Annotated in this window: 19 protein-coding genes; 6 read left to right on the plus strand and 13 right to left on the minus strand. The window is 47.8% G+C overall.

The genetic code is table 11. From position 1 onward, the window contains the following. Positions 1 to 81 precede the first annotated feature (81 nt). A complete protein-coding gene (locus ACXADP_RS18235) occupies positions 82 to 540 on the minus strand; it encodes a hypothetical protein (RefSeq protein WP_474972108.1) in 459 nt (152 codons plus the stop codon). A gap of 158 nt (positions 541 to 698) precedes the next feature. On the opposite strand from ACXADP_RS18235, the gene ACXADP_RS18240 reads away from it, so the two are divergent. From ACXADP_RS18240 to ACXADP_RS18255, 4 genes are all read left to right on the plus strand, one after another. Next, positions 699 to 4,898 (plus strand): cation-translocating P-type ATPase, encoded by a 4,200-nt coding sequence (locus ACXADP_RS18240; RefSeq protein ID WP_474972109.1) that lies wholly within the window; start codon positions 699 to 701, stop codon positions 4,896 to 4,898. Between the two features lie 69 nt (positions 4,899 to 4,967). Continuing rightward, a complete protein-coding gene (locus ACXADP_RS18245; protein WP_474972110.1) occupies positions 4,968 to 5,213 on the plus strand; it encodes a hypothetical protein in 246 nt (81 codons plus the stop codon). Continuing rightward, positions 5,210 to 5,479, plus strand: a complete 270-nt coding sequence (locus ACXADP_RS18250; RefSeq protein WP_474972111.1) for a hypothetical protein — start codon at positions 5,210 to 5,212, stop codon at positions 5,477 to 5,479. Before ACXADP_RS18245 ends, ACXADP_RS18250 begins: the two co-directional genes overlap by 4 nt. 73 nt (positions 5,480 to 5,552) lie before the next feature. Beyond that, on the plus strand, positions 5,553 to 5,750 hold the full coding sequence (locus tag ACXADP_RS18255; protein ID WP_474972112.1) for a hypothetical protein: 198 nt from the start codon (positions 5,553 to 5,555) through the stop codon (positions 5,748 to 5,750). A gap of 498 nt (positions 5,751 to 6,248) precedes the next feature. On the opposite strand, the gene ACXADP_RS18260 is transcribed toward ACXADP_RS18255, so the two are convergent. The 11 genes from ACXADP_RS18260 to ACXADP_RS18310 all read right to left on the minus strand — a co-directional run bounded on the left by ACXADP_RS18260 (position 6,249) and on the right by ACXADP_RS18310 (position 19,751). Beyond that, entirely contained in the window at positions 6,249 to 6,755 is a 507-nt protein-coding gene (locus ACXADP_RS18260; protein WP_474972113.1) for a YehS family protein, read from the minus strand. A 96-nt stretch (positions 6,756 to 6,851) separates the two neighbouring features. After that, the gene (locus ACXADP_RS18265; RefSeq protein ID WP_474967313.1) at positions 6,852 to 7,241 is read right to left on the minus strand and encodes a YbaN family protein; all 390 of its coding nucleotides are present in this window, start codon (positions 7,239 to 7,241) and stop codon (positions 6,852 to 6,854) included. 556 nt (positions 7,242 to 7,797) lie between these two features. Continuing rightward, positions 7,798 to 8,757, minus strand: coding sequence for an ATP-dependent 6-phosphofructokinase (locus ACXADP_RS18270; RefSeq protein ID WP_474972333.1), 960 nt, complete (start codon positions 8,755 to 8,757; stop codon positions 7,798 to 7,800). Between the two features lie 296 nt (positions 8,758 to 9,053). After that, positions 9,054 to 11,207 (minus strand): type IA DNA topoisomerase, encoded by a 2,154-nt coding sequence (locus tag ACXADP_RS18275; RefSeq protein WP_474972114.1) that lies wholly within the window; start codon positions 11,205 to 11,207, stop codon positions 9,054 to 9,056. A 284-nt stretch (positions 11,208 to 11,491) separates the two neighbouring features. Continuing rightward, positions 11,492 to 12,334: a class II fructose-bisphosphate aldolase gene (locus ACXADP_RS18280; RefSeq protein WP_474972115.1), complete on the minus strand. Its 843-nt coding sequence runs from the start codon at positions 12,332 to 12,334 to the stop codon at positions 11,492 to 11,494. Then, on the minus strand, positions 12,327 to 13,352 hold the full coding sequence (gene iolG, locus ACXADP_RS18285) for an inositol 2-dehydrogenase (protein WP_474967310.1): 1,026 nt from the start codon (positions 13,350 to 13,352) through the stop codon (positions 12,327 to 12,329). Before iolG ends, ACXADP_RS18280 begins: the two co-directional genes overlap by 8 nt. 60 nt (positions 13,353 to 13,412) lie before the next feature. Continuing rightward, complete coding sequence (gene iolE / locus ACXADP_RS18290) at positions 13,413 to 14,315, minus strand: myo-inosose-2 dehydratase (protein WP_474972116.1); 903 nt, start codon at positions 14,313 to 14,315, stop codon at positions 13,413 to 13,415. Positions 14,316 to 14,558: 243 nt separating this feature from the next. Continuing rightward, entirely contained in the window at positions 14,559 to 16,478 is a 1,920-nt protein-coding gene (gene iolD / locus ACXADP_RS18295; protein ID WP_474972117.1) for a 3D-(3,5/4)-trihydroxycyclohexane-1,2-dione acylhydrolase (decyclizing), read from the minus strand. Positions 16,479 to 16,485: 7 nt separating this feature from the next. Continuing rightward, positions 16,486 to 17,445, minus strand: coding sequence for a 5-dehydro-2-deoxygluconokinase (gene iolC / locus ACXADP_RS18300; protein ID WP_474972118.1), 960 nt, complete (start codon positions 17,443 to 17,445; stop codon positions 16,486 to 16,488). A 2-nt stretch (positions 17,446 to 17,447) separates the two neighbouring features. Continuing rightward, positions 17,448 to 18,266 carry a 5-deoxy-glucuronate isomerase gene (gene iolB / locus ACXADP_RS18305; protein ID WP_474972119.1) on the minus strand — a complete coding sequence of 273 codons (819 nt, stop codon included), beginning with the start codon at positions 18,264 to 18,266 and terminating at the stop codon, positions 17,448 to 17,450. A gap of 3 nt (positions 18,267 to 18,269) precedes the next feature. Further along, entirely contained in the window at positions 18,270 to 19,751 is a 1,482-nt protein-coding gene (locus tag ACXADP_RS18310; RefSeq protein ID WP_474972120.1) for a CoA-acylating methylmalonate-semialdehyde dehydrogenase, read from the minus strand. A gap of 209 nt (positions 19,752 to 19,960) precedes the next feature. Between ACXADP_RS18310 and ACXADP_RS18315 the strand changes: the two genes are divergently transcribed. Together ACXADP_RS18315 and ACXADP_RS18320 are read left to right on the plus strand one after the other, a co-directional pair. After that, complete coding sequence (locus ACXADP_RS18315; RefSeq protein ID WP_474967304.1) at positions 19,961 to 20,719, plus strand: DeoR/GlpR family DNA-binding transcription regulator; 759 nt, start codon at positions 19,961 to 19,963, stop codon at positions 20,717 to 20,719. Between the two features lie 14 nt (positions 20,720 to 20,733). After that, entirely contained in the window at positions 20,734 to 21,123 is a 390-nt protein-coding gene (locus ACXADP_RS18320) for a tautomerase family protein (protein WP_474967303.1), read from the plus strand. 114 nt (positions 21,124 to 21,237) lie between these two features. On the opposite strand, the gene ACXADP_RS18325 is transcribed toward ACXADP_RS18320, so the two are convergent. After that, positions 21,238 to 22,137 carry an ROK family protein gene (locus ACXADP_RS18325; protein ID WP_474972121.1) on the minus strand — a complete coding sequence of 300 codons (900 nt, stop codon included), beginning with the start codon at positions 22,135 to 22,137 and terminating at the stop codon, positions 21,238 to 21,240. Positions 22,138 to 22,252: the final 115 nt, after the last annotated feature.

Here is a 22,252-nt window from a genome sequence, read left to right on the forward strand (position 1 = left end):
TATCCCTTTTTCAAGAAAAAGAAACCTAGGAACCCTCCAGCCCATAAAAAAAGCCGGGTTCCCTGCCGGCTTTTCACGCCTTTATTGATCATTCGGCGGTTTCATATGGAATTCCTCAGCTATTTCACTGAGCTTTGCCTGCATGGCTTCATCATTCATGACATTCGCTGCGAAAGCCGGCTGTGTCTGCTCGTGCGGCTGATCAAAAAGCTGTCCAATTTTCTCTTTCGTTTTGGAGTACGTATCCATCGTCGCATCCGCTGCCTGGCTTACCCCTTCTTTGACGGAATGGGTCAGTCCTCCGTCCGACAAACGCATCTGCTGTTTCTCCTTGCGGGCATCCTCAAGGAGGTGCTGGATGCCGAATCCGTTACCGACAGCAAAACCTTTTACCCGATCTCCCAAATACATGGCGGCACCAACGCTTTTAACGACGGCCTTACGTGTACCTTTTCTTGCGTCCTCCGAAAAAACGAGCACGGTTGCCCCTGCTACGACCCAGCCGAGGGGATTATTCAAGCCCAATACTTTTTTCCACATGGCAATACCCTCCTTCTATCTTTTCATTGTTTCCAGCCCCGCCCGCTTTCATTCATCAAAGATCCTTCTGTTCATGAATAAATAACGCTGTGAAGTTTACAATAACGACTATGTTATTTAACAGGAATTTTACAAATCGGCAGTAAAGGAAGATGGGCATGTATGAAAGTTTAGAGCTACGGACGCGAGCGTTTCACGCATCCTCCGGAAAGCTTCGCTTTGAATTGTATGACCTTGAAAGAAATCCAGAGATTCAGCAGAAATTCGAACGGATTTTCCAGTCGATCCCAGGCGTCACTAAAGTAAAAGCCAGCACGACGACAGGAAACGTCCTTCTTTTATTTGAAGAAACGCGCATTCAGTTGAAGCAGTTGACTAAGCTGATCGCCGAGTTTGAGCAAGCGTATTATAAGCAGAAGCACAGATGCTGTGAAAGCCCTGAAATGGTTCAGGAGGCGGCCGCAGCCGTGTCCTGTCCAGGATCTCCAGACCTTTCTCTCATCCCGAAAATGAAAAAACACCTCCGCTCTCTGCCCTTCGCCTGGCTGGTGAGCGCAGGAGGTCTGCTCGTGCTCAGCCTGAAACGCTGGATCCGGGGTCCATCCGCTCTGGCGTCCCATCCTCTTCCTTTTTATATGGGGGCGGGCATGGCCATCATGACCGGCTACCCTTACTTCAAACGGGGGATTCAGCAGGTGAACAAGCGTTTTCCGGAATGGAAGATCGACTGGCTGCTGGGGACCGCCTCCCTGGCTCTTGCCCTCATCCGGGAAAATGTCGTCGTTCTCGCCGGACTAACGATTCTCACAGCTTTAAACTGGCAGCGCCAGAAAGCCTTTGATACAGACAGTTATCTGGAAGGGTCCTATGTTCTGCCTGAAGTAGAGTCGTATGCAAAACAGACAGGACGCCTCGGATTCCTTGCTGCAGGTGCCAACCTCCTGCTGACCAGAAATGTGGTTTCTACGATCGGTATTCTGCTCGCTGCCAACCCGCGGCCGGCACGTGTCGCTGCTGAAATCACATGGAAAAAAGCCGAATTTGATTTGAAGGAAAGCGGAGCCGTGCTCCCCGATAAAGGTTCGTTGTTCCAACTCGCCGCACTGGATACCGTTATCTTGAACCACCCTGACCGCTTGATGGAAAATGACCAGTCGCTGACAGAAGATGCGATGGCCTTTTTAGCTGCCCTGCCGGAACAGACCAACATTCATGTGGAAGGATTCGGGGAGACTGCTGAACTGATTCACCACCAGTTCCCTCATTTGATGATCATTCAGGGTACGAGCGAGTGGCCGGCTGATTCCAGAAACGTTCTAGTCGTTGAGGAAGCTGGTGCTCCTTCGAGTTTCAGCCACTATCCTTCTATCTCTTCCAGTGAATTATCAGGGATAACCGAAACATTACAAACGGCTCTGAAACTTCGCAGGAAAAATCGATGGCAGCTCGGCATTTCCGGTACGTGGAATGCTGCCGGAACCGCCCTTGCCTTTATGGGACGATACAGCCCGCCTGTCATTAATTTGATGGCCGATACCCTGCTTCTGCTTTTTCTATCCTCCATTGAAAAGCAGAAATACAACACAAAGGCAGTTCAAAAGCCTGCAGAAAAACAGAAGCGGAAGCTGGAGCTGGCGGCTGCGCTTGAACAACAGCAGTCCTTTTCCAACTGGCATTCTCTTGCCAATGAGGACATTGTCGAGCAATTGAAGACCCATCCTGCCGAAGGGCTTTCCTCCCTTCAAGTCAAAAAGAAGCGGCTGCAGTATGGGAAGAATGAGTGGCAGGTAAAGGCCCGTCCACATTGGATTACGGTCTACTTCAATCAGTTGAAGGAATTCACCACGCTGATTCTGGCAGGAACAGCTGTCATCAGCGCCTTCCAAGGGGCCCTGTTTGAAGGCATCGTCATGGGGGCCATTCTGCTGGCCAATGCAGGGGTCGGCGCCTATCAGGAGCAGAAAGCAGCCAACCTTCTCAATAGTGTGAGTGAGTTTCAGGCGCCGGCCTGTACAGTTATACGGAACGGCCGCCGAACAGAGTTGGAGGCCGATCTTCTCGTCCCGGGCGATATTGTAGAAATCGATGCAGGCGAACGAGTGCCGGCTGATTTGAAGCTGCTGCAGGCCAACAACCTGGAGGTGAACGAATCGACGCTCACAGGAGAATCTCTCCCTGTCGCCAAATCAACCCTTACGATTCAGGCGCAGACGTCCATCAACGATCGCAGCAATATGCTGTTCATGGGAACCGATGTCACCCGCGGCCGGGCGAAAGCCGTTGTCGTTGATACCGGCCTTCACACAGAAATGGGACACCTCGTCACATTATTGACAGAGGAACCGAATGAAAAAACGATGCTCCAGCAGCAAGTGGACAAAGTGAGCCGCATGTTTTTAAAAGTCGCTCTCGTTACTGGATCACTCGTATTTATTACGGGCCTTCTACGCGGGAGCACCATCAGCCAGATGCTTACTACATCTGTCGCCCTTGCTGCTTCAGCCATCCCGGAAGGACTGCCTGTTACCATTACGATAGCCTTAAGTGCCGGCGTCCTTCGCTTGTCCAAGAAAAAAACCGTCACACGTAAACTGAGTGCTCTCGAAGCGATGGGGCGCGTTACTGTGATCTGCACGGATAAAACCGGTACGCTGACGAAGAACGAAATGACTGTGACGAATGCCGCCACACCTTCTGCCTCCTTTAAAGTTGAAGGCACCGGCTATCATCCGTCAGGAGCGATCCACGGTCCAGAAAACAATCAGGACTTCCAAGACCTGCTCCGCATCGGTTGGCTTTGTCATAATACAGAGCTTCACCAGCATGAAGAAGAATGGAAAGTCAAAGGCGACCCGACCGAAGCGGCCATTTTGACGCTCGGAAGAAAGTACGGATTGACGGAAGGCAGCTTTGCCCACTGGCACCGCACCCATGAAATTCCGTTCGATTCCCATAGAGGGATGATGTCTGTCGTCTGCCGCGAATCTGTTCAGGACAAGCAATGCTATGTGATGACGAAAGGATCGCTGGAAAAAGTTCTCGACCGCTGTACGCATTACCAAATGAATGGCACAAAGAAAAAAATAACGGCGTCTTTCAAGAAGAAGTGGCTGGAGAAGAACACCAGATTCGCCGACCAAGCCCTGCGTGTCCTGGCCTTTGCTTATGCTCCCATTACCGATGAACCGGAATCCGACACGGTAGAAGAAGTGGAAAACCATTTGATTTTTGTCGGCATCGTCGGCATGATGGATCCGCCGAAACCGGAAATCCAGCAAAGCATCCAAGAAAGCAGACGGCTGGGTATACAAACGGTCATGATTACAGGAGACCATCCAAAAACCGCCGCAGCTATCGGAGGACAGATCGGTCTGAACAGCGGACCGGAACAGGTCTTAACGGGTACAGACATCGATCAGATGACAGAGGAAGAACTCGAAGAAAAAGTACGGGATGTCCACATTTATGCACGCGTCACCCCTGATCATAAGCTTCGCATTGTCGCAGCTTATCAACGACTGGGTCACGTCGTTGCCATGTCCGGTGACGGCGTCAATGACTCTCCTGCCATTAAGAAGGCAGACGTCGGCATTGCCATGGGACAGACAGGCACGGCTGTCACGAAAGAATCGGCCGATATCGTCCTCACAGAAGATGGTTTCCAGACGATTCTTGATGCCGTGAAAGAAGGCCGTTCCATCATCGGCAACATCCGCAGGGCCCTCGGTTGTTTATTATCCGGGAACATTGCAGAAATCTTAGTCACATCCACTGCTGTTCTGGCGGGTATGCCGCTTCCGATTGTACCGATTCAAATCCTATTGATGAATTTATTAACCGATGCGCTTCCGGCTATGGTATTCGCCATTAATCCAGGAGAGCAGAAAGAGGAGCCTTACCGGGAGCGGATTGCCGATAAGCCGTTATACACCCAGGTGATCACCCGCGGCATCCTCCTTGGAGCCGGAACCCTTGCCCTGTTTGGAATAAGCCTGGGAGCTGGAGCTTCTCTCGTGCAGGCACAGACGACCGCTTTTGCTACGCTTGTAGCCGGACAGCTCATCCAGACGTTCACTTGGAGTAAACAGCACGCAAAAGAACGATCCATCAACTGGAAACAGGATAAGTTCCTGCTCGGAGCTATCGGAGGGTCCACACTGGCCCTTCTGGCAGCTATTTATGTTCCACCGCTTGCCGGGATGTTCCATACAGCCCCCTTATCCTTCAGCAGCTGGGCGCTCGTCCTTGCAGCGGCCTGCGGGTCCGCGCTAGCTGCGGGACCTGTGTATGCCTTATTCCATCGTGCCCCCGGCTCCAGCCCAGCACGAAAAGCCGTAGTACAGGCCTTTGCCGGATAATCCCCTGTATAAAGCTGACACCCAGGGGCAAACCTTAAGACAAGACCGATCATTACGGAGGTGCAACCGATGTTCTTACGATTAATCCAGACAGCAGCAGTAGGATCTGTCGTTCTCATTGCGGGATCCGCTGTCTTTCCAGTGATCAAACGAACCATCAGACCGATCATGAGGGAAGTATCGCATGAAATGAAGTTTCTGCTCGTCAGTTCAGGTGAGCGTATCCAGGACATGGTCGATGATGTAAAATTTGAGCGGATGAAACGAGCGATGGACAACATGGACACAATTGAATGCGAGGTGTATGAAGATTGACTGAAGAATCGAAAGCCTCCAACCTTGATATTTCAGATAAACAGAAGGAAGTCGTCCAGGAATTGAAGCAGTCCATGCAGCACTTAAACACCGCCCTTTCCTTATCTGTTGAAGGCGTAAAAGAAAATGAGCAGGATAAGCAGATGTATTTAGATATCTGGGAAGAATTCATGAAATCGTTCGTGAAAAAAGTGAAAACAGAAAGCAAAGAGGCGAACGTCAACCTGTTGAGCCAGATTCCCCTTAAACGATTTTTAGGCTTTTAATAAGAAAGTTTTACCAATAGGCATAGAGGGAACTTCTCCTTAAAAAGATCTGCATAAGGAGGGGTTCTTTCCTATGGTCGTTTCAGGGAAAATCCAATACAAACATCATCAAATTGATTTTGAGGTGAGGATGGAACATGAGGATATTGAGGAAGGTGCCATAAAATCTGAGGAAGCTAAACAAGCGCTGATCCATGCTGTCAATCGTAAATTCCGGGTGAAATATCCGCTCACAAGCACTATTGATCCCGTCCACGTGTCTTCCATATAAAAAAAGCATCCGGTTTGATCGAGGCCACTGAATGAAGGATCAAGTTAAAAAAGGCGGATGGCATGAAATATTTCATGCCATCCGCTTTTTTCTATTTTCAGGGGGGCTTATCCTTTCTATTTCTTCATTCATGTCACGATTCTTTTCACATTCGCTGTAAAGAGCGCGACGGCACCTTGATGGCGCATGCCTTCGAGACCGAAGATGAGGCAGCCGCATATCCGTGTCTTTATGTATTCTTTTCATTGTACAAAAAAAGAGCGATGTTCTTACCGTTGATTCCACGATGAGCGTTCGATGGTGACGCCTGCGGGAACAGCGCGAGCCGAAGATCGACTTGGTCCAATGATTTTCTTGACCAAGTCAGCTGAGGCCGTGCCCGCAGCAAGCATCCATCGACAAGCGATTCGTGAAAAGCAACAACCACCTTTACCCCCTTCTCTTGATAGGAAGGAGGTTTTCAGTGGCCTCGTTTGATCCGGACGCTTTTTTTTCCATTCAAGTACGATACTTAATGGCCAGACCTTTCAGGAAGTTCCGGGCAAACTTATCCAGGCAGGGCTTATAGTTTTTATGCCCTTCTTTTCTTAGGATCGCACTAAGTTCGCCTTTGCTGATAGCTACGCCCGCTTCATCAAGGATATCAATCACATCCTCATTTTTCAGCTGCAGGGCGATTTTCACCTTCTTCATCATGACATTGTTCACACTGGAACGGTTTTTGATGGAGCGGTCAGGCTTGACGGGCTCGCCGTCCTTCGTTTTCTGAGGACCGCGCTTATAAATGATGAATCCATTCAGGAAAGATTCCAGCATACTGTTCGTACACTTGATATAATCCATGCCGTCCACGGCTTCCTCATCGTCTTCCTCTATTTTCGTCAGCACCAGCTTGACCTCTTCCACAGCCAGATCCTCGCCGCCGAGCTCAAAGATTTCCTTCATTTCGCTGTCCCTCAAATCAAGAGCATAACGCAGACGAATCAATATATCGTTATTATCCATTACACAACCTCCTGTTGTACGTTCTTTTCCCGCTTTTTCACACCAGTCCTCATCCTACCACGTTTCTCCGTATTCTATAAGGCTGAATAGAAAAAATCAGGAATGATCTTCTTCCGGCCTGTACGTTTTCGTCAGATAGATGACCACTGTGAAAAAGCACCCGCCGAAGATGAATCCGGCTTTCATAAGAAGATTTGGTGCAATATAAAAAGCCGAGAATAAAAATGAAGACCAAATCATTACAAGGATCGATATTTTCGCTTTCAGGGGGAGCCCCCGGCCTGATTTATAATTTTGTATATAACTGCCAAACCATTTATTCGTCATCAGCCAGTTGTACAGACGATCAGAACTCCGTACGTAGCAAGCGGCTGTTAATAGTAGAAACGGAGTCGTCGGAATCAACGGCAGGATGATGCCCAGAATACCCAGACCAAGCGAAACGCTTCCGACAATGATCAGCAGAATCTTCACAACTTGTTTCATCATTAACTCCTTAAAAAGTAAATTGAACCGATTATCATACCTGTATAGAAGTCCGGTTATTCCTATTGTATCCCTTCCGCCCCTCCCGTTTCCATTATTTCATATGGAAACCGAGGACTTCTCCATCTACGAAAAGCCTGTGATAACCAGGTAGAGTTGTCCATTTGTCGTGGGAAGGGTCACATTCCTCTTATCGGTGGATGGAATCCGCGGGCATCACCACCGAACGCTCCTCATTCCGACGTTAGAATATAGAGGAGAGAGAATGTGTACGAAGCAGGTTCGCAGATTCAAAAGAACGGCATGGGCTGCGTTATTGCCGTTTGCGTGGAAAAATAGGGAAAGAACTGGCGCTGATGACCGCTGCCTGCCGGAATATGAAAAAGATTGTCATCCAGCAAGGGTGAGCGGGGTGAAGGAGAGTCATTGTCGATGTTAAAAAACTCCCAAGGAGCGGTGCCCCTTTCGCTCCTGGCGGTAAGAAAGAAAAAAGCTTGTAAAGAAACAGAGGTTTCTCTACAAGCTGAAACTTCCCACCCTGAAGATGGGAAGTTTTTTATATGGATAAACGAGAGGATAGGTTGTACACGTCTTCGTCCACTTGTACTGTTTTCGTATGGACAAATCCATAGGTAAGGGCTTCAGGCTGATGATCCTTTATCGTGACGATCACACCTGATTGATCCTTGATCAACAGATCGACCGCATAGGCGCCAAGGCGGCTGGCGAGAATCCGGTCTGCCGCTGTCGGGGCACCTCCGCGCTGGGTATGGCCGAGAACCGTCACACGTGACTCGATGCCTGCCTCCTGCTTCAGTCGTTCGTTGAGATCGATCCCACTCACGGTTCCCTCTGCAACAACAACGATACTGTAGCGTTTGCTGCGCGACGGCCCCTGCTTGATCTGCTCAACAATGGAGTCCAGGTCCTCTTTTTTCTCAGGAATCAAAATGTTTTCCGCCCCGCCGGCGAGTCCTGACCAAAGAGCAAGATTACCGGTGTCCCGGCCCATCACTTCAATAATGGAAGACTTTTCATGGGAGGAAGCCGTATCCCGGATCCGGTCAATGTAGTCCATTACCGTATTCAGAGCCGTATCAAAACCAATGACTTCAGAAACACCAGGGATATCAGAATCAATCGTCGCTGGAATCGCAGCAGTGGGTACGCCCGCTTCTTCCAGGACAGCCGCTGCCTGCAGCGATTCTTTACCGCCGATGATGATAAGGGAATCGATTCCATGCTCCTTGATCCTTTGAAGAGCCTTTCCTTTACCTTCTTCAGTAAGAACTACATCGGAAGGGGAGGACTGTAAAATCGTTCCGCCCCGCTGCATGATTGATCCGACAGATGCAGCATCCATCTGATCCATTTTTCCATCTATAAGGCCCTGGAAACCATATTGTATTCCTATCATTTCCACATCGTAGTAAATACCGGAACGGACAACAGCCCGGATGGCTGCATTCATTCCCGGAGCATCTGCTCCACTTGTCAATACACCGAATCTTTTCATCATGACCACTCACTTTCCACTAGGAATCCGTCCCCGGCACTTGGAAATGCCGGTGTGATGCTTCGCTGTTTCGTCCTTAAGCTTCCCGATTCTCCTTCTTCCCCATCACTACATCGAGAAATCCCTACTCATCATTCTCCTGTTTATTTTACAAAAGTTCAACAAATATACTCCAGCTCAAAGGTATACGCAAATCATGACCACAACCATTGAAACAAAAACCTATGCAGGAGGGACAAATGAAGGTTGAGTTTCCACAATACCATAAAAAAAGAGTCCTGGGGCAGGACTCTTTTTTATGTGGTCTGCTTATTTCTACTTTCAAAATCAAACTTGATGCTGTAGTTCTCATCCAGCTTCAAGGCAGTGCTGAACGGCTTCTTGCCCTTAAAGCCTTTGAGGACTCTCGTTTTCTTTTTCTCACAAAGCGTCTTGATCATATTTCTTGTCAGAGTCTTGCCGGCAAGCTTCTTCGGAAAAGTCACCTTACAGCCTTCCTTATAATTGGAGCAGCCGTAAAACTTATAACGATCCATGATCTCCCCAGTCTGGCAGGAGGGACATTTGGCAATCGGTTCTTTGCTGCTTCCCCATGATGGCTTTTCTCCGGTGCTCCGCACTTCCACCTGCTGCAGAGCGCCCGGCGTTTCCTGAATGAGCTTTTCGATAAACTGCCCGGTCTGCTTCAGAAACACCTGACGGGATCCTTCTCCGCTGCCGATCTTCTTCAAATACGTCTCCCACTTAGCCGTGAGGGATGGACTCGACAGCAGCGTGCCTTCGATGGCTTCGCAGAGCATCATCCCTTTTTCCGTCACATAGACGTTATTCTTCTTCACTTCAATATAATTCTGTGCTTTGATGGTTTCGATGATGCTTGAACGCGTCGCTTCCGTACCAAGACCTTCAACTTCTTTCAGAATCTCAACGTCTTCTTCATCATCCATCCATTTCCCGCACGTCTTCATCATGTTGATCAGCTGGCCTTCGGTGTACGGCTTCGGAGGCTGCGTCATGCTTTCTTTAATATGAAGCTTCGCGCCCACTTCCTCTCCCTGATGGACTTCAGGAAGCAGAGGTTCCTTTTCCTTCGCTTTAGCGGGCTTCGGAAACAGCTCCTTCCACCCTTGACTGACGTCGCGCTTACCGGTTGTCTTAAACGGCAGCTCCTTGACATGGGTGTGCAGGGTCGTTTCTTCATAAATGTAGTCGGTATGGAACATCGCAAGCGTCGTAGCGAGTACTTCATTATAAATGTTCTGCTCATCACGGCTCAGCCCGCTCAGCTTTTTCTCTGTAGGTACGGATTTTGTCGGTATGATGGCATAGTGCTCCTGCACTTTGCTGCTGTCCACGTAGCGCTTCTTCGGCTTCGTGGACACCGGTGTAAACGACACGTTCAGCGTTTTCTGGTACCCATCCAGATTTTTCACCAGGTAGGAAAATTCACTTTCCGTTATAAAGTTACAGTCCGTCCGTGGATAGGTGACGAGTTTTTTCTCATACAGCTTCTGCATCGTTTTCAACACTTGGGACGGCGTGTACTTCCAACGCCTGTTTGCGACACTCTGAAGTGTGGAAAGCGAATGAAGCTTCGGTGATTTGATGTACTTTGTCTTCTTATCGACGTTCCCCACAATACCGGCCAGCGGTTCATTTTCTTTTAAACCGTATTCATCCATCAAGGCTTGTACTTTTGCCTTATCCTTTTCCTTGATTTTGGCCAGGCCTTTGTAAGACCCTTTCTCTGCTTGGAACTGTCCTTCGATCTGATAAAAAGGTTCAGAGACGAAGGTTTCGATTTCTTTATGACGCTGATAAATTAAATACACCGTGGGCGACTGGACGCGTCCAATCGATAAGTAGCTGCCGAACCCTTTTTTCTGCAGCAGCAGAGTAAACAGACGACTGGCGTTGATACCGACAAGCCAGTCACTGATCTGGCGGGCTTTGGCTTCCTCGAACATACGCAAGTCTTTATCATTGGCCTGCAGGTTCTGAAATCCTTTGCGCACTTCATCCCGCTCGAGGGAGTTGATCCAAAGCCTTTTGACAGGCTTGTTTTTTACACCGGTCAGGCGGAGGATGCTGTAGAAAATGTTGGAGCCTTCGCGGTCGACGTCCGCAGCATTGATGATGACATCAGCACTTTGGAACAGTTTTTTAACAGCTTGAAACTGATCCCACTTGCCTTTGGACACTTTTTCAAGGTACCGTTCCGGAACGATCGGCAGCTGATCCAGCTTCCACTTTTTCCATTCGGGTTTATAATCGTGTGGTTCCTTCAGCTCCACTAAATGGCCGACACCCCACGTAATGACTGCTCCGTCCGGGAACGTATGGTCAGGTTTCAATTGTATATAGGTTTTCGTTTTATTTTGAACGGTAAAGGCCTCGGCATAGGCTTTTGCCTGCGAGGGTTTTTCGGCTAAGATGACCACCTTTTCCATGGTCTTCCACTCCCTTCAATAGACCACAAGAGTACTATGAGACAGACCGGAAAGCAAGGGAAGATATATGGATCATGGAAAATATAAAAAGACATTATATCTATAGGCGATGGCCTGATGATGGTCAAAGGCCGCTTGGTGGTGGATGCCTGCCATAAACGGGACTTTCCCACACGCCCCTCGTCCGGTACAGTACCCTGTACAAATCATTTGTCAGTAAAATCTGCCAGTAAAAAACAGGCTGTCGAAAAATTTTCCGACAGCCTTACAGCATCCACTCTATGTTATTTCATCTGCTGGTATGCACCTGTCCGCTTGATGACAGTTTCCACAGCTTTCTTCAACGCTTCTTTTCCAGGTTTCAAAACTTCCATCGGTGCATAAAGATCTTCGTTCTCTTCCAGCACCTGCCTCGTCGCCTGCGACCAGGCAATGTTCAGCTCTGTGTTATAGTTGATTTTCGCATGGCCGTAGCTGATGGCCCTGCCCAGATCTTCATTATTGATACCCGAGGCTCCGTGAAGGACGAAAGGCACAGGGGTCGATTCACGAAGAGCGGCCATTTCCTTGAATCCAAGATTTGGTTCACCTTTGTACTTTCCGTGCACAGAACCGAGAGCCGGAGCGAGGCTGTCGACACCCGTTTCTTCTATTAATGTACGGCATTCATTCAAATCGGCGTACAGTAGATCGCTGTAAATGCCATCTTCTGTACCTCCGACGCTTCCGACTTCCGCTTCAACCGTCACTCCATGCTTATGGGCGTAGGCGACGACCTTTTTCGTATTCTTCACGTTTTCCTCAATGGAAAGTTTGGAACCGTCATACATGACAGAATCATACCCGGCATCTACAGCTTCCATGCAGCGCTCAATGGTCTGCCCGTGATCGAGATGAAGAACAGCCGGAACCGTCAGGCCGATTTCTTCTTTCATAATCGAAAAGGATTCAGACAACAGACGGAATCCTCCTATTTGATCGACGATTTTATCTGTCGTCCCTACAATAACCGGAGCGCGGCAGGCTTCTGCAGTTTTTAAAATGGCCTCAAGCCAGATCCAGCCATTCATGTTGAACTGGGGAACGGCGTACTTATTTTCTAAAGCATCATCTAAAATGTTATACATAGGATCGCCCAATCTCATAATTGACTTGAACCGGTTTTCCCGTCTCATAGGATTCCTGCGCTGCCCGCGCGATGCGCTGCGCCATAATGCCGTCCTCGAATTGAACGCCTGTCGGACGGTCCTGAAGAATACTTTCTATAAATTGTTCCGTTTCATGGATGAACGAATCATTATACCTTTCCAAAAAGAACGGCAGCGGCTTATCAGACTCTACTGTACCAGCGTTGTAATATTTTAAATTCGTCGATGTCTGGTTGTCCGCAACTAGAGCGCCGCCGTTCCCGAAGATTTCAATCCGCTGATCATAGCCGTATACCGCTTCCCTGCTGTTATCAATGACACCTAAAGCGCCGTTTGCAAAGGTCAAAGTAACAATGGCCGTGTCGATATCCCCTTTTTCACCGATAGCCTGATCAACAAGGTTTCCGCCTTTAGCGTAAACCTCCACCACTTCATCCCCAACCAGATGTCTGGCCATATCAAAATCGTGAATCGTCATATCCATAAACAAACCTCCGGAAGATGTAATATAATCAAGGTGCGGAGGGTTAGGGTCCCTGGACGTGATTTTAAGAACATGGACATCACCAATATCGCTGCGCTTGATACGATCCTTCATCTCAGCGAAGTTGCTGTCAAAGCGTCGGTTGAATCCGACTTGAAATTGAACGCCCGCCTTTCGGACTTGATCATACGCTTCCAACGTTTCCTGGTCACTGAAACTCACAGGCTTTTCACAGAAAATATGTTTGTTATGCTGAGCAGCCAGTTTAATCAGGTCCGCATGTGTACTTGTTGGAGAACAGATAAAGACCGCGTCAATCTCCTGATCTTGAAAAATATCATGGTAATCCGTTGTGATTTCTTCCACCCCGCTTGTTTCAAACCATTCCATCAGCTGTTCCGCAAAAAGGTCCGAAACTTTTTTTAAACGGACATTTGGATTCCTGTTCAGGTTATCAATGTGCAGCTTACCAATACGACCTGCACCGATGACACCAACTGTTATTTTTTTCATCGTGTACTCCCCTTCAATTGAAGATGCTAAGACTGCCGGCTTATAAAAAAGACATACCAGTCAACGAACCTTATCCTTTTGAAGTAATTCGTCAATGTACCGCTTCGCTTTTAAAGCATATTCAAAAGCATTGCATACATCCGGGTCCTGTTCCGCTTCCACAACAACCCAGCCATTGTACTCGTGACGGGTCAGGTAATTCATGATGGGTGCGAAATCGATCATCCCATCTCCTGGTACCGTGAAGGCCCCCTTTTTCACTCCTGTCAGAAAGCTGTCCCGTTCCCTTTGTACTTCTGCAGCGATATCTCTCCGTATATCTTTGAAGTGGACGTGTTTAATGCGGTCAAAATACTTCTCAAGAATTTCAAGAGGATCCTCGCCTGAAAAAACGAGATGGCCGGTATCAAACAAAAGGCTGACCTTGTCCGGATCCGTAGAGGACATCAGCTGGTCAATTTCCTCTTTCGTCTGCACCCCGGTCCCCATGTGGTGATGGTAAACGATTGACATTCCCTTCTCTGCTGCCAGTTCGCCCAGGACTTCCAAACCATCAATAAAACGCTTCCATTCTTCTTCATTAAAAACAGGCTTTTCTGCAAAAAGCGGCGTATCCATCTGACCTTGAATACTGTTTCCCTGCTCAGACACGACGATAACTTCAGCCCCCATGGCATAGAGAAAATCCCGGTGGTCAATGAAATCAGCCTTCACTTCTTCCAACGACTGCGTCGTTAAAAAAGCACTGAACCAGGCACTGGCTACCTCAAGGCCTCGGATATCCAAATAATGCTTCAACACTTCAGGGTCACGGGGATATTTGTTGCCAATTTCTGTACCTGTATATCCGGCAAGTGCCATTTCGCTGATACACTGCTCAAAGGAATTGTTTCTCCCAAGCTCAGGCATGTCATCATTCGTCCAGGCAATTGGTGCACACCCCAGTTTGATTTGGTTTCCCATTTTCCGATCTCCTTAATATAAAAGTTTAAAGTTCACACTCTCTTCGAAAAACGCTGGTCCTCCCCTGCCTCATCATATGGCTGGAACCTCAGTCGAAAGCCGTCTTTCATCTATGTAGCCTCTAAGTTAAAAGAGAGCCATTCATATCCCCATAAGTTATATGTTGTCGTCTGGGATCAAGCCTTGACGGCTTAATCCAGCGACACTCATATGCATAAGATTGATGCACAAAGCCCTCGTCTTCTAATACTGCCTTGCGGTCGTTCGAATACCGATCACTTCCTCGGCTTTTTCGTTTACCCGCTCATTTGAGGAATGCTCAGAAATACCGACGTTCCAAAAGCTCTCATATCCATCCGTCATTGTTTTAGGAAGTACCCGGATATGAATAAGCGTAGAGTTGTCCGTTTCCTTAGATTTTCTCACGGCTTCTTCAAGCTCTGCCTCATTGGAAGCTGTAAATGTATCAAAGCCATATCCTTCAGCTACTTTCGCATAATCAACCGCAAGCACGGTGCCGTCAGACTTTGTGAATTCCGTGCAGTAACTGTCACTTCCGTGCCCCATCTGCAGATTGTTAATACAGCCGTAACCGGAATTATCAAACAGCACGATGTTCAACTTCTGTCCGTATTGAAGGGCTGTTACCATTTCCGTGTGCAGCATTAGAAAGCTGCCATCTCCCACAAAGCTGTAAACTTCCTTATCTGGGTGCGCTAATTTCACACCGAGGCTGCCGGCAATCTCATATCCCATGGCTGAATACCCGTACTCTACGTGATACGTATTCGCTACAGATGGATTCCACAACCGGTGCATATCTCCAGGCAGGGAACCTGCGGAAGTAACAACATAACTGGACGGATCCACCAGTTCATTGACTTTAATCAAGGCAGATGTCTGCGCATACGTCGTATCCAGAGCTTCTGCATACGATTTCAATTTTTCACGGCCGAATTCGTCCTGGATTTCAGGCTGATAGCTGTCATCATCCAGCTTCACTTGAATATCTGCCAGACGTTGACGTTCCTCTTTCCATTCCTTTTTATACTGCTCGAGTAATCCGGAAAAACCGCTCTCATAACCCTCGAGCATGCTGTCGAGCTTTTCTACAGTCGCTTTTGCATCGCCGACAAGCTGGTGGGCATCCATTTTATAGGTCTGCATCCGACTGACGTTAATATTAATGAACGTAGATTCGTCAAAATTAAACGCGGTTTTTGAAGAAGATGTAAAGTCGGTGTAGCGCGTTCCGATCCCGATAATCAAATCAGATTCTTTAGCCGCTTTGTTGGCTGCCAGCGTCCCGGTTACGCCAAGTCCTCCCATATTGAAGGGATGATCCGAGGAAACGGTTGATTTTCCTGCCTGTGTTTCTGCAAGCGCTATGCCATACTTTTCTGAGAAAGCAGCAATCGCTTTACCTGCAAGGGAGTATTTCGCACCTCCACCTACGACGATCAGGGGCTTTTCAGCTTTCTGAATTTCGTCCACCGCACGCTGGAGTGCCGCTTCGGATGGAAGGATACGATCGACGTAATGGACCCGCTTTTTAAAGAAGGCTTTTTCGTATTCAAACGTCTCCCCTTCAACATCCTGGGCGATCGACAATGTGACAGGTCCCGCGGTTTCCGGATTTGTCAGAACTTCAAACGCTCGGAGTAACGCAGACATCAGCTGTTCCGGACGCTCAATTCTATCCCAGTAGCGGGATACAGGCTTCAGAGCATCGTTGGTCGTGATGCTGTGACTGTGCAGCTGCTCAATCTGCTGCAGCACGGGATCAGGCTGACGGCTTGCGAACGTATCGCCCGGAAGGAATAAAACAGGAAGGTTATTCGCAAGGGCGGTCGCACTGGCTGTCACTAAGTTGGCGGAACCAGGACCTACGGATGATGTCACTGCATAAATCTTTCTTCTGAAATGCTCCTTGGAAAAAGCAGCGGCCGCATGCGCCATACCCTGCTCATTTTTTCCCTGGATCACATTCAAATGTCCCGGATCCTCCTGCAGGGCCTGGCCGATGCCCAAAACATTTCCGTGACCAAATATATTGAACACCCCTTCGACGAAAGGTGTTTCTTCACCGTCGAAGTGGATGTATTGGTTATTTAAGAATTTCACGAGTGCCTGTGAGGTTGTAAGTTTCACTTTCTCTGTCATGCTCGTTTCACCCTTCCTGACTATGAATCAACTGTTCGATCTCTTCAACTGTCGGCATAGCATCAGAGGAGCTGTGTTTGGAAACAACGATGGATGCCGCAGCGCTTCCGTATTTCAGCGCTTCCTGTATGCCTTTCTCCTTTTTCAGAGCATAAATGAAACCGGAAGCGAAGGAATCCCCGGCGCCGAAGGTCTTCAATACCTGTGTCTTATAAATATCTCCTTCAATGACTTCCCCATTTCTCGTAAAGGCCTTGGAACCCTTGACTCCGTGCTTGACGACGACGAGATGAGGAGAATAGTTGAACAACTGCTGCACAGATTCTTTGTCAGAGTTTCCCTCGGAATTCTCCAGAACGTTGAATTCGTCACGCGTTCCAATAACGATATCTGCGGAGCGGGCAGCAAGAGTCATATAGACGGATGTTTCCGCCTCACTTTTCCACGTATAAGGGCGGTAATCCAATTCAAAGATTACTTCCACCCCGTTCTTTTTCGCGATATCCATGGCATGAAGAGCCGCTTCCCTGGACGGAGACTGACTTAGTGCCGTTCCCGAGATAAGCAGGGTTTCCGCCCTTTTGATGTAATCCTCATCAAAATCATCAGCACTCAAGTACAGATCAGCTACCTGATCACGGTACATAAGGATGCTGCACTCTTCAGGACTCTTGATTTCTGTAAACGTAAGACCGATTTTACGGCCTTCGGTATCTTTTTTTATCGAAGACGTTTCTACGCCGACTTTGTTCATATAATCAATAACAAAATTTCCGTGCTGATCATCTGAAACTTTAGCAATCATGCCGGACTTTAAACCGAGCTTCGATGTACCAATCGCAATGTTCGCCGGTGATCCTCCGACATACTTCTTAAAGGTCATTGTTTCTTCCATCGGCATATTATACTCAACGGCATTCAAATCAACGGCTGCTCTTCCGAACGTGACAATATCTAGTTTTTTCATAATCAATCCCTCTCCAATATCCATTCGTGGTCTTTATCATTATGAAACTTCCATTTCCGTTTCGGTCCAGCCATAACGTTCAAATAATATAAGTCATAACCATCAGGAACACCTACAGGGTGGTACCCTTTCGGAACGGACACGCAGTCCTGGTGTTCAACAGCCATCGTTTCATCCAGGCTGCGGTCATCGGTATAGACCCGTTGGAAGACAAACCCCTGCTCAGGATCGATTTCATGGTAGTAGGTTTCCTCTAAGAAAGACTCTTCGGGAAGATTGTCCTGATCGTGTTTGTGTGGAGGATAGCTGGAAAAGTTTCCACTGTCCGTATAGACTTCAACGACGAGCAGGTTCTCCGGGATATCGGCGTAGTCCGGCAGAATGTTATGAACCAGACGCTTATTGGAATACTGGCCTCGGTGTTCAATATCATTATCGGCTGCCCGAATCACCTTCGTGTCCTTCATTTTCGTGGAGTTGGAATAACATAACGCAAGCTTTGCCGGCTGATTAGCCTCAACATGGAAGCTTTTAGAAGACGGGATATAAATGCTGTCCGTCGGCTTCTTCTCAAAAACCGTTTCGCGCGTGCCCAGGCTGCTGTATACTTCTTCCTCAACGGTTACATCGACATCCCCCGTCAGGACGACGGCGCATAACTCGGTGCTTTCCAGCGTTTCCGCATAGCGGGCGCCCTCCTCCATTTCAATGACCTTAAACTGCACGTACTCAAGACCTGTCGCTTCCTTGTTCAAGTCTTGAATTAACGTAACGCCTTCAGATAACTTCAATTCTCTTCGTTTATACAACAGGTCCGCCATCGCTTACTCCTCCCCTTCGAACTGAGGTTTCAGGTGACGCGCGGTAACGACTTTCTTACGCGTATAGAACTCGACGCCGTCTTTCCCGTTGGCGTGCAGAGATCCGAAGAAAGAAGACTTCCAGCCGGAGAATGGGAAGATAGCCATTGGAGCCGGTACACCAAGGTTGATTCCAAGCATTCCCGCATCAATATTTTCACGGAAGTAGCGGATGCTTGAAGCACTGTCACTGAACAGGCAGGCACCGTTTGCAAATTCCGATTGGTTGGCTGTGCGGATGCCGTCTTTCAAGTTCTTCACTTTCATGACAGAAAGCACAGGAGCGAAGATTTCATCCTTCCAAATCTTCATATCTGTGGTGACATCTTCGAAGATCGTCGGACCGACGAAGTAGCCATCATCCGAGCAGCGGTCACGACCATCCAGAGCAAGCTTTGCTCCTTCTTCTTCTCCCTGATTGATATACTCAAGCGTACGTTCCTTGTTTTCCTCGCGGATGACAGGTCCCAGGAAGACACCATCATCAAGGCCGTTCCCCATTTGAATATTTTCAGCTTCTGTTTTTAATTTTTGGATAAATGTATCGTAAATGCCTTCTTCGACTGTAATGACAGCAGCTGCCATGCAGCGCTCGCCGGCAGAACCGAAAGCGGCTCCGATGACTTCCTTAACCGCCTGATCAACGTTGGCATCGTTCAGTACGATGGTATGGTTCTTCGCACCAGTCAGCGCCTGCACCCGTTTCAGGTTATCGGTTCCTTTTTTGTAGACGTATTCACCTACAGGTTTGGATCCAACAAATGAAATCGCTTTAATATGTTCGTTTTCTAAAATGCCGTTCACGACATTGTGGGCGCCGTTGACAACATTGAATACGCCTTTTGGAAGTCCGGCTTCTTCAAGCAGAGTTACAATCTTCTCAATCAGCAGCGGTGTTTTTTCTGATGGCTTCAAGACGAAGGTATTTCCTGTTGCGATGGCCATCGGGAACATCCAGCAAGGAACCATCATCGGGAAGTTGAACGGTGTAATGCCTCCGACAACACCGACCGGATATCGGTAGTTCGTTCCTTCAATATCCGTCGCAATGGAAGGAAGGGAATCGCCCATCATTAATGTCGGAGCTCCTGCAGCAAATTCAACATTTTCAATACCGCGCTGAACTTCACCAAGGGACTCCTTCAAGCTTTTGCCGTTTTCCTTTGTAATGATTTCGGCCAGTTCCTGTTTGTTATCGATCAGCAGCTGCTGAAACTTAAATAAGATCCGGGCGCGTTTCGGTACGGCCGTCTCCTTCCAGTCCTCCAAAGCTTCCTGAGCCACTCTTGCCGCTTCATCCAGTTCGCTGCGTGTGGAAAGTGGTGCTTTTGCCATCACTTCTTTTGTTGCCGGGTTATAAACATCAAGGGTTTTCGTACTCTCACTTTCCACCCATTCACCGTTAATGTAGTTCTTCAAAGTTTTTACTGTCGTTACTTCTGCCATTTTCTCTCCTCCTTAGTAATCGCTCTCAAACACTTTGGATAACTTCTGGTTCAATTCTATAAATATTCGCAAAATTAGTCAAGTCTTAATTATATTTTGGATACTTTTTGAGTAACTTAACCAAAATATATGTATAAGTAAAACAAAACATGATACACTAGTTGTGGAATCATACCTATCAGACCATACAAAAACGAGGAGGTGATTGGATGAAGGTAAAAAGAATCAACCAGATTGAAGAATATTTAGAGCAGAAACAAGAAGCCTCTTTAGAGGAATTAAAAGACTACTTTGATGTTTCCCTCAATACGATCCGCCGGGATATCAATGAACTGACCAAGGCCGGAAAGATCAAAAAAGTTTACGGCGGTGTCGTTTACAACAAAAACACTTCGACAACGACCACGTATGAAGTAAGGAATATCAACCGGCTTGCCGAGAAGAAAAGGATCGGCCGTTACTGCTCCCAGTATATCGAGCAGCACGACATCGTCTACATCGATTCCGGGACGACCACCCACTTCATATTAGATGAACTGCCATCAGACATTGAGTTCACTCTGATCACGAACAGCCTGGAAGTCATCAATAAAGCGGTCATTTTCCCTAATGTGAACGTTATGATCATCGGGGAAACGTACAAACGCTCAACCAAATCCTTCACGGGAATTACTGATGAACAGACAATTACCAAATTCAACATCAATAAGGCTTTCATGTCTGCAACAGCATTTTCCATCAATAACGGAGCCTCCAACTCAGACCTTCTGGAAAACCGCATTAAAAAAGAGGTCTGTGACCGAGCCAATGAAGTATACCTGCTGATTGATTCTACGAAATTCGGAAAAAGCTCCTTGTTCACCTACTGCAACCTGCAGGGTGTGAACACCATCGTTACCGACAGCAGCGTGGAGACGTCCTATGCCGAAGAGATTCAAAAAGCGAATAAAGCGCTGATTACCGTATAAAGGAGAGGGTCGTTGTGCCATTATTGAAATTTCATATGTATGAAGGAAGAACAGAACAGGAAGTGAAGAAACTGTTGGATGTTACCCATGAAGTGATGGTCAATGCTTTTGAAGTACCAGAAAGAGACCGCTATCAAGTGGTGCACGAACATAAACCTTACCAGATGATTATGGAGGATACAGGTCTCGGTTTTACACGATCCGAAAAATTTCTGCTGATCCATATGATTTCAAGAAAGCGGACAGAGGAACAGGTGACCTCTTTTTATGAAAACCTGGCTCATGCTCTTGAAGAACAGTTCGGCATTACACCTGAGGACTTAATGATCTCCATCTCTGTAAACGGAGACGAAGATTGGAGCTTCGGCGGCGGCAAAGCTCAGTTCTTAACCGGAGATCTATAAAAAACAGGCATCTGAAATTAATCAGATGCCTGTTTTATTTACTTTTTCAGATCAAACTATTCAATGTATACACCAAATTCATGCCCATCTCGATACACGTTATGAACCGGAACCTTAAAGCGCTTCTGTCCGACCAAGCAGTGCTGCACCAATCAATCCTGCTTTCGTGCCCAGCTCCGCCGGCTCAAGTTTCACCTGATTCCTCAATTGCGGATACAAATAATCATTCAACCGTTCCCGCAGAGGGACAAGCAGTAGATCCTCCGACTGCATCACTCCTCCTCCAAGCACAAACACAGACGGATTTACAATGTGAGTGAGGTTGGCAATGCCCATGGCTAAATAGGTAATCGTATCATCAATGATGAGGGCTGCTGCTTCGTGCCCTTCCTTCACCTTCCGGAAAACCTCTTCCGCACCGCCGTCTACACCAAGGCGCGCTTTTCCTTCTCTCCCGATAGACGTACCAGAAGCCAGGGATTCGAAGGAACCAGCATTCAGATTGGACCAGCTTGGGCCGTCCGGCTTTAAAATCATATTGCCGATTTCCCCGGCATACCCCTGGGCCCCTTGAACGATTTTTCCGTCAAGGACGTAACCACCGCCGATTCCGGTGCTGATCGTTATGTAGTAACTGGAGCTATGACCACGCCCTGCGCCGAATTTCGCTTCAGCGAGTGCAGCTGCGTTAGCGTCGTTGTCGAGGTACACCGGAATATCGACGGCTGCCTGCACCTCATCAACAAGCGGAATGTCATCCCACCCCGGTAAATTTGGAGGGCTGAGAATTCTTCCTTGGTGAGGATTGAGAGGACCTGGAGATCCAATTCCGATGGATGCAATGTCGTGGCTGTCCATCAATTCCTTGATCATGTCGTTCATCTGCTGAATCACATAAGCCGGCTCTTTATCCGTTTCGGTGCGGATGCTTTTCTCAACAAGAATGCTTCCCTTTTCATCTACGACACCTGCGCGCAGGTTGGTGCCGCCCAGATCAATGCCGATGGTTTTCATATCCATCACTCCTTTACGATTCTTCTTTATACATCTACTATACATGCAGAATGAAGACCTACCAAATGAAACCGGACCTATAAGTTCCTTCTCTATGTTCCATTACTATGAAGGA

Source organism: Halobacillus sp. AWH4_228, from assembly GCF_056158365.1.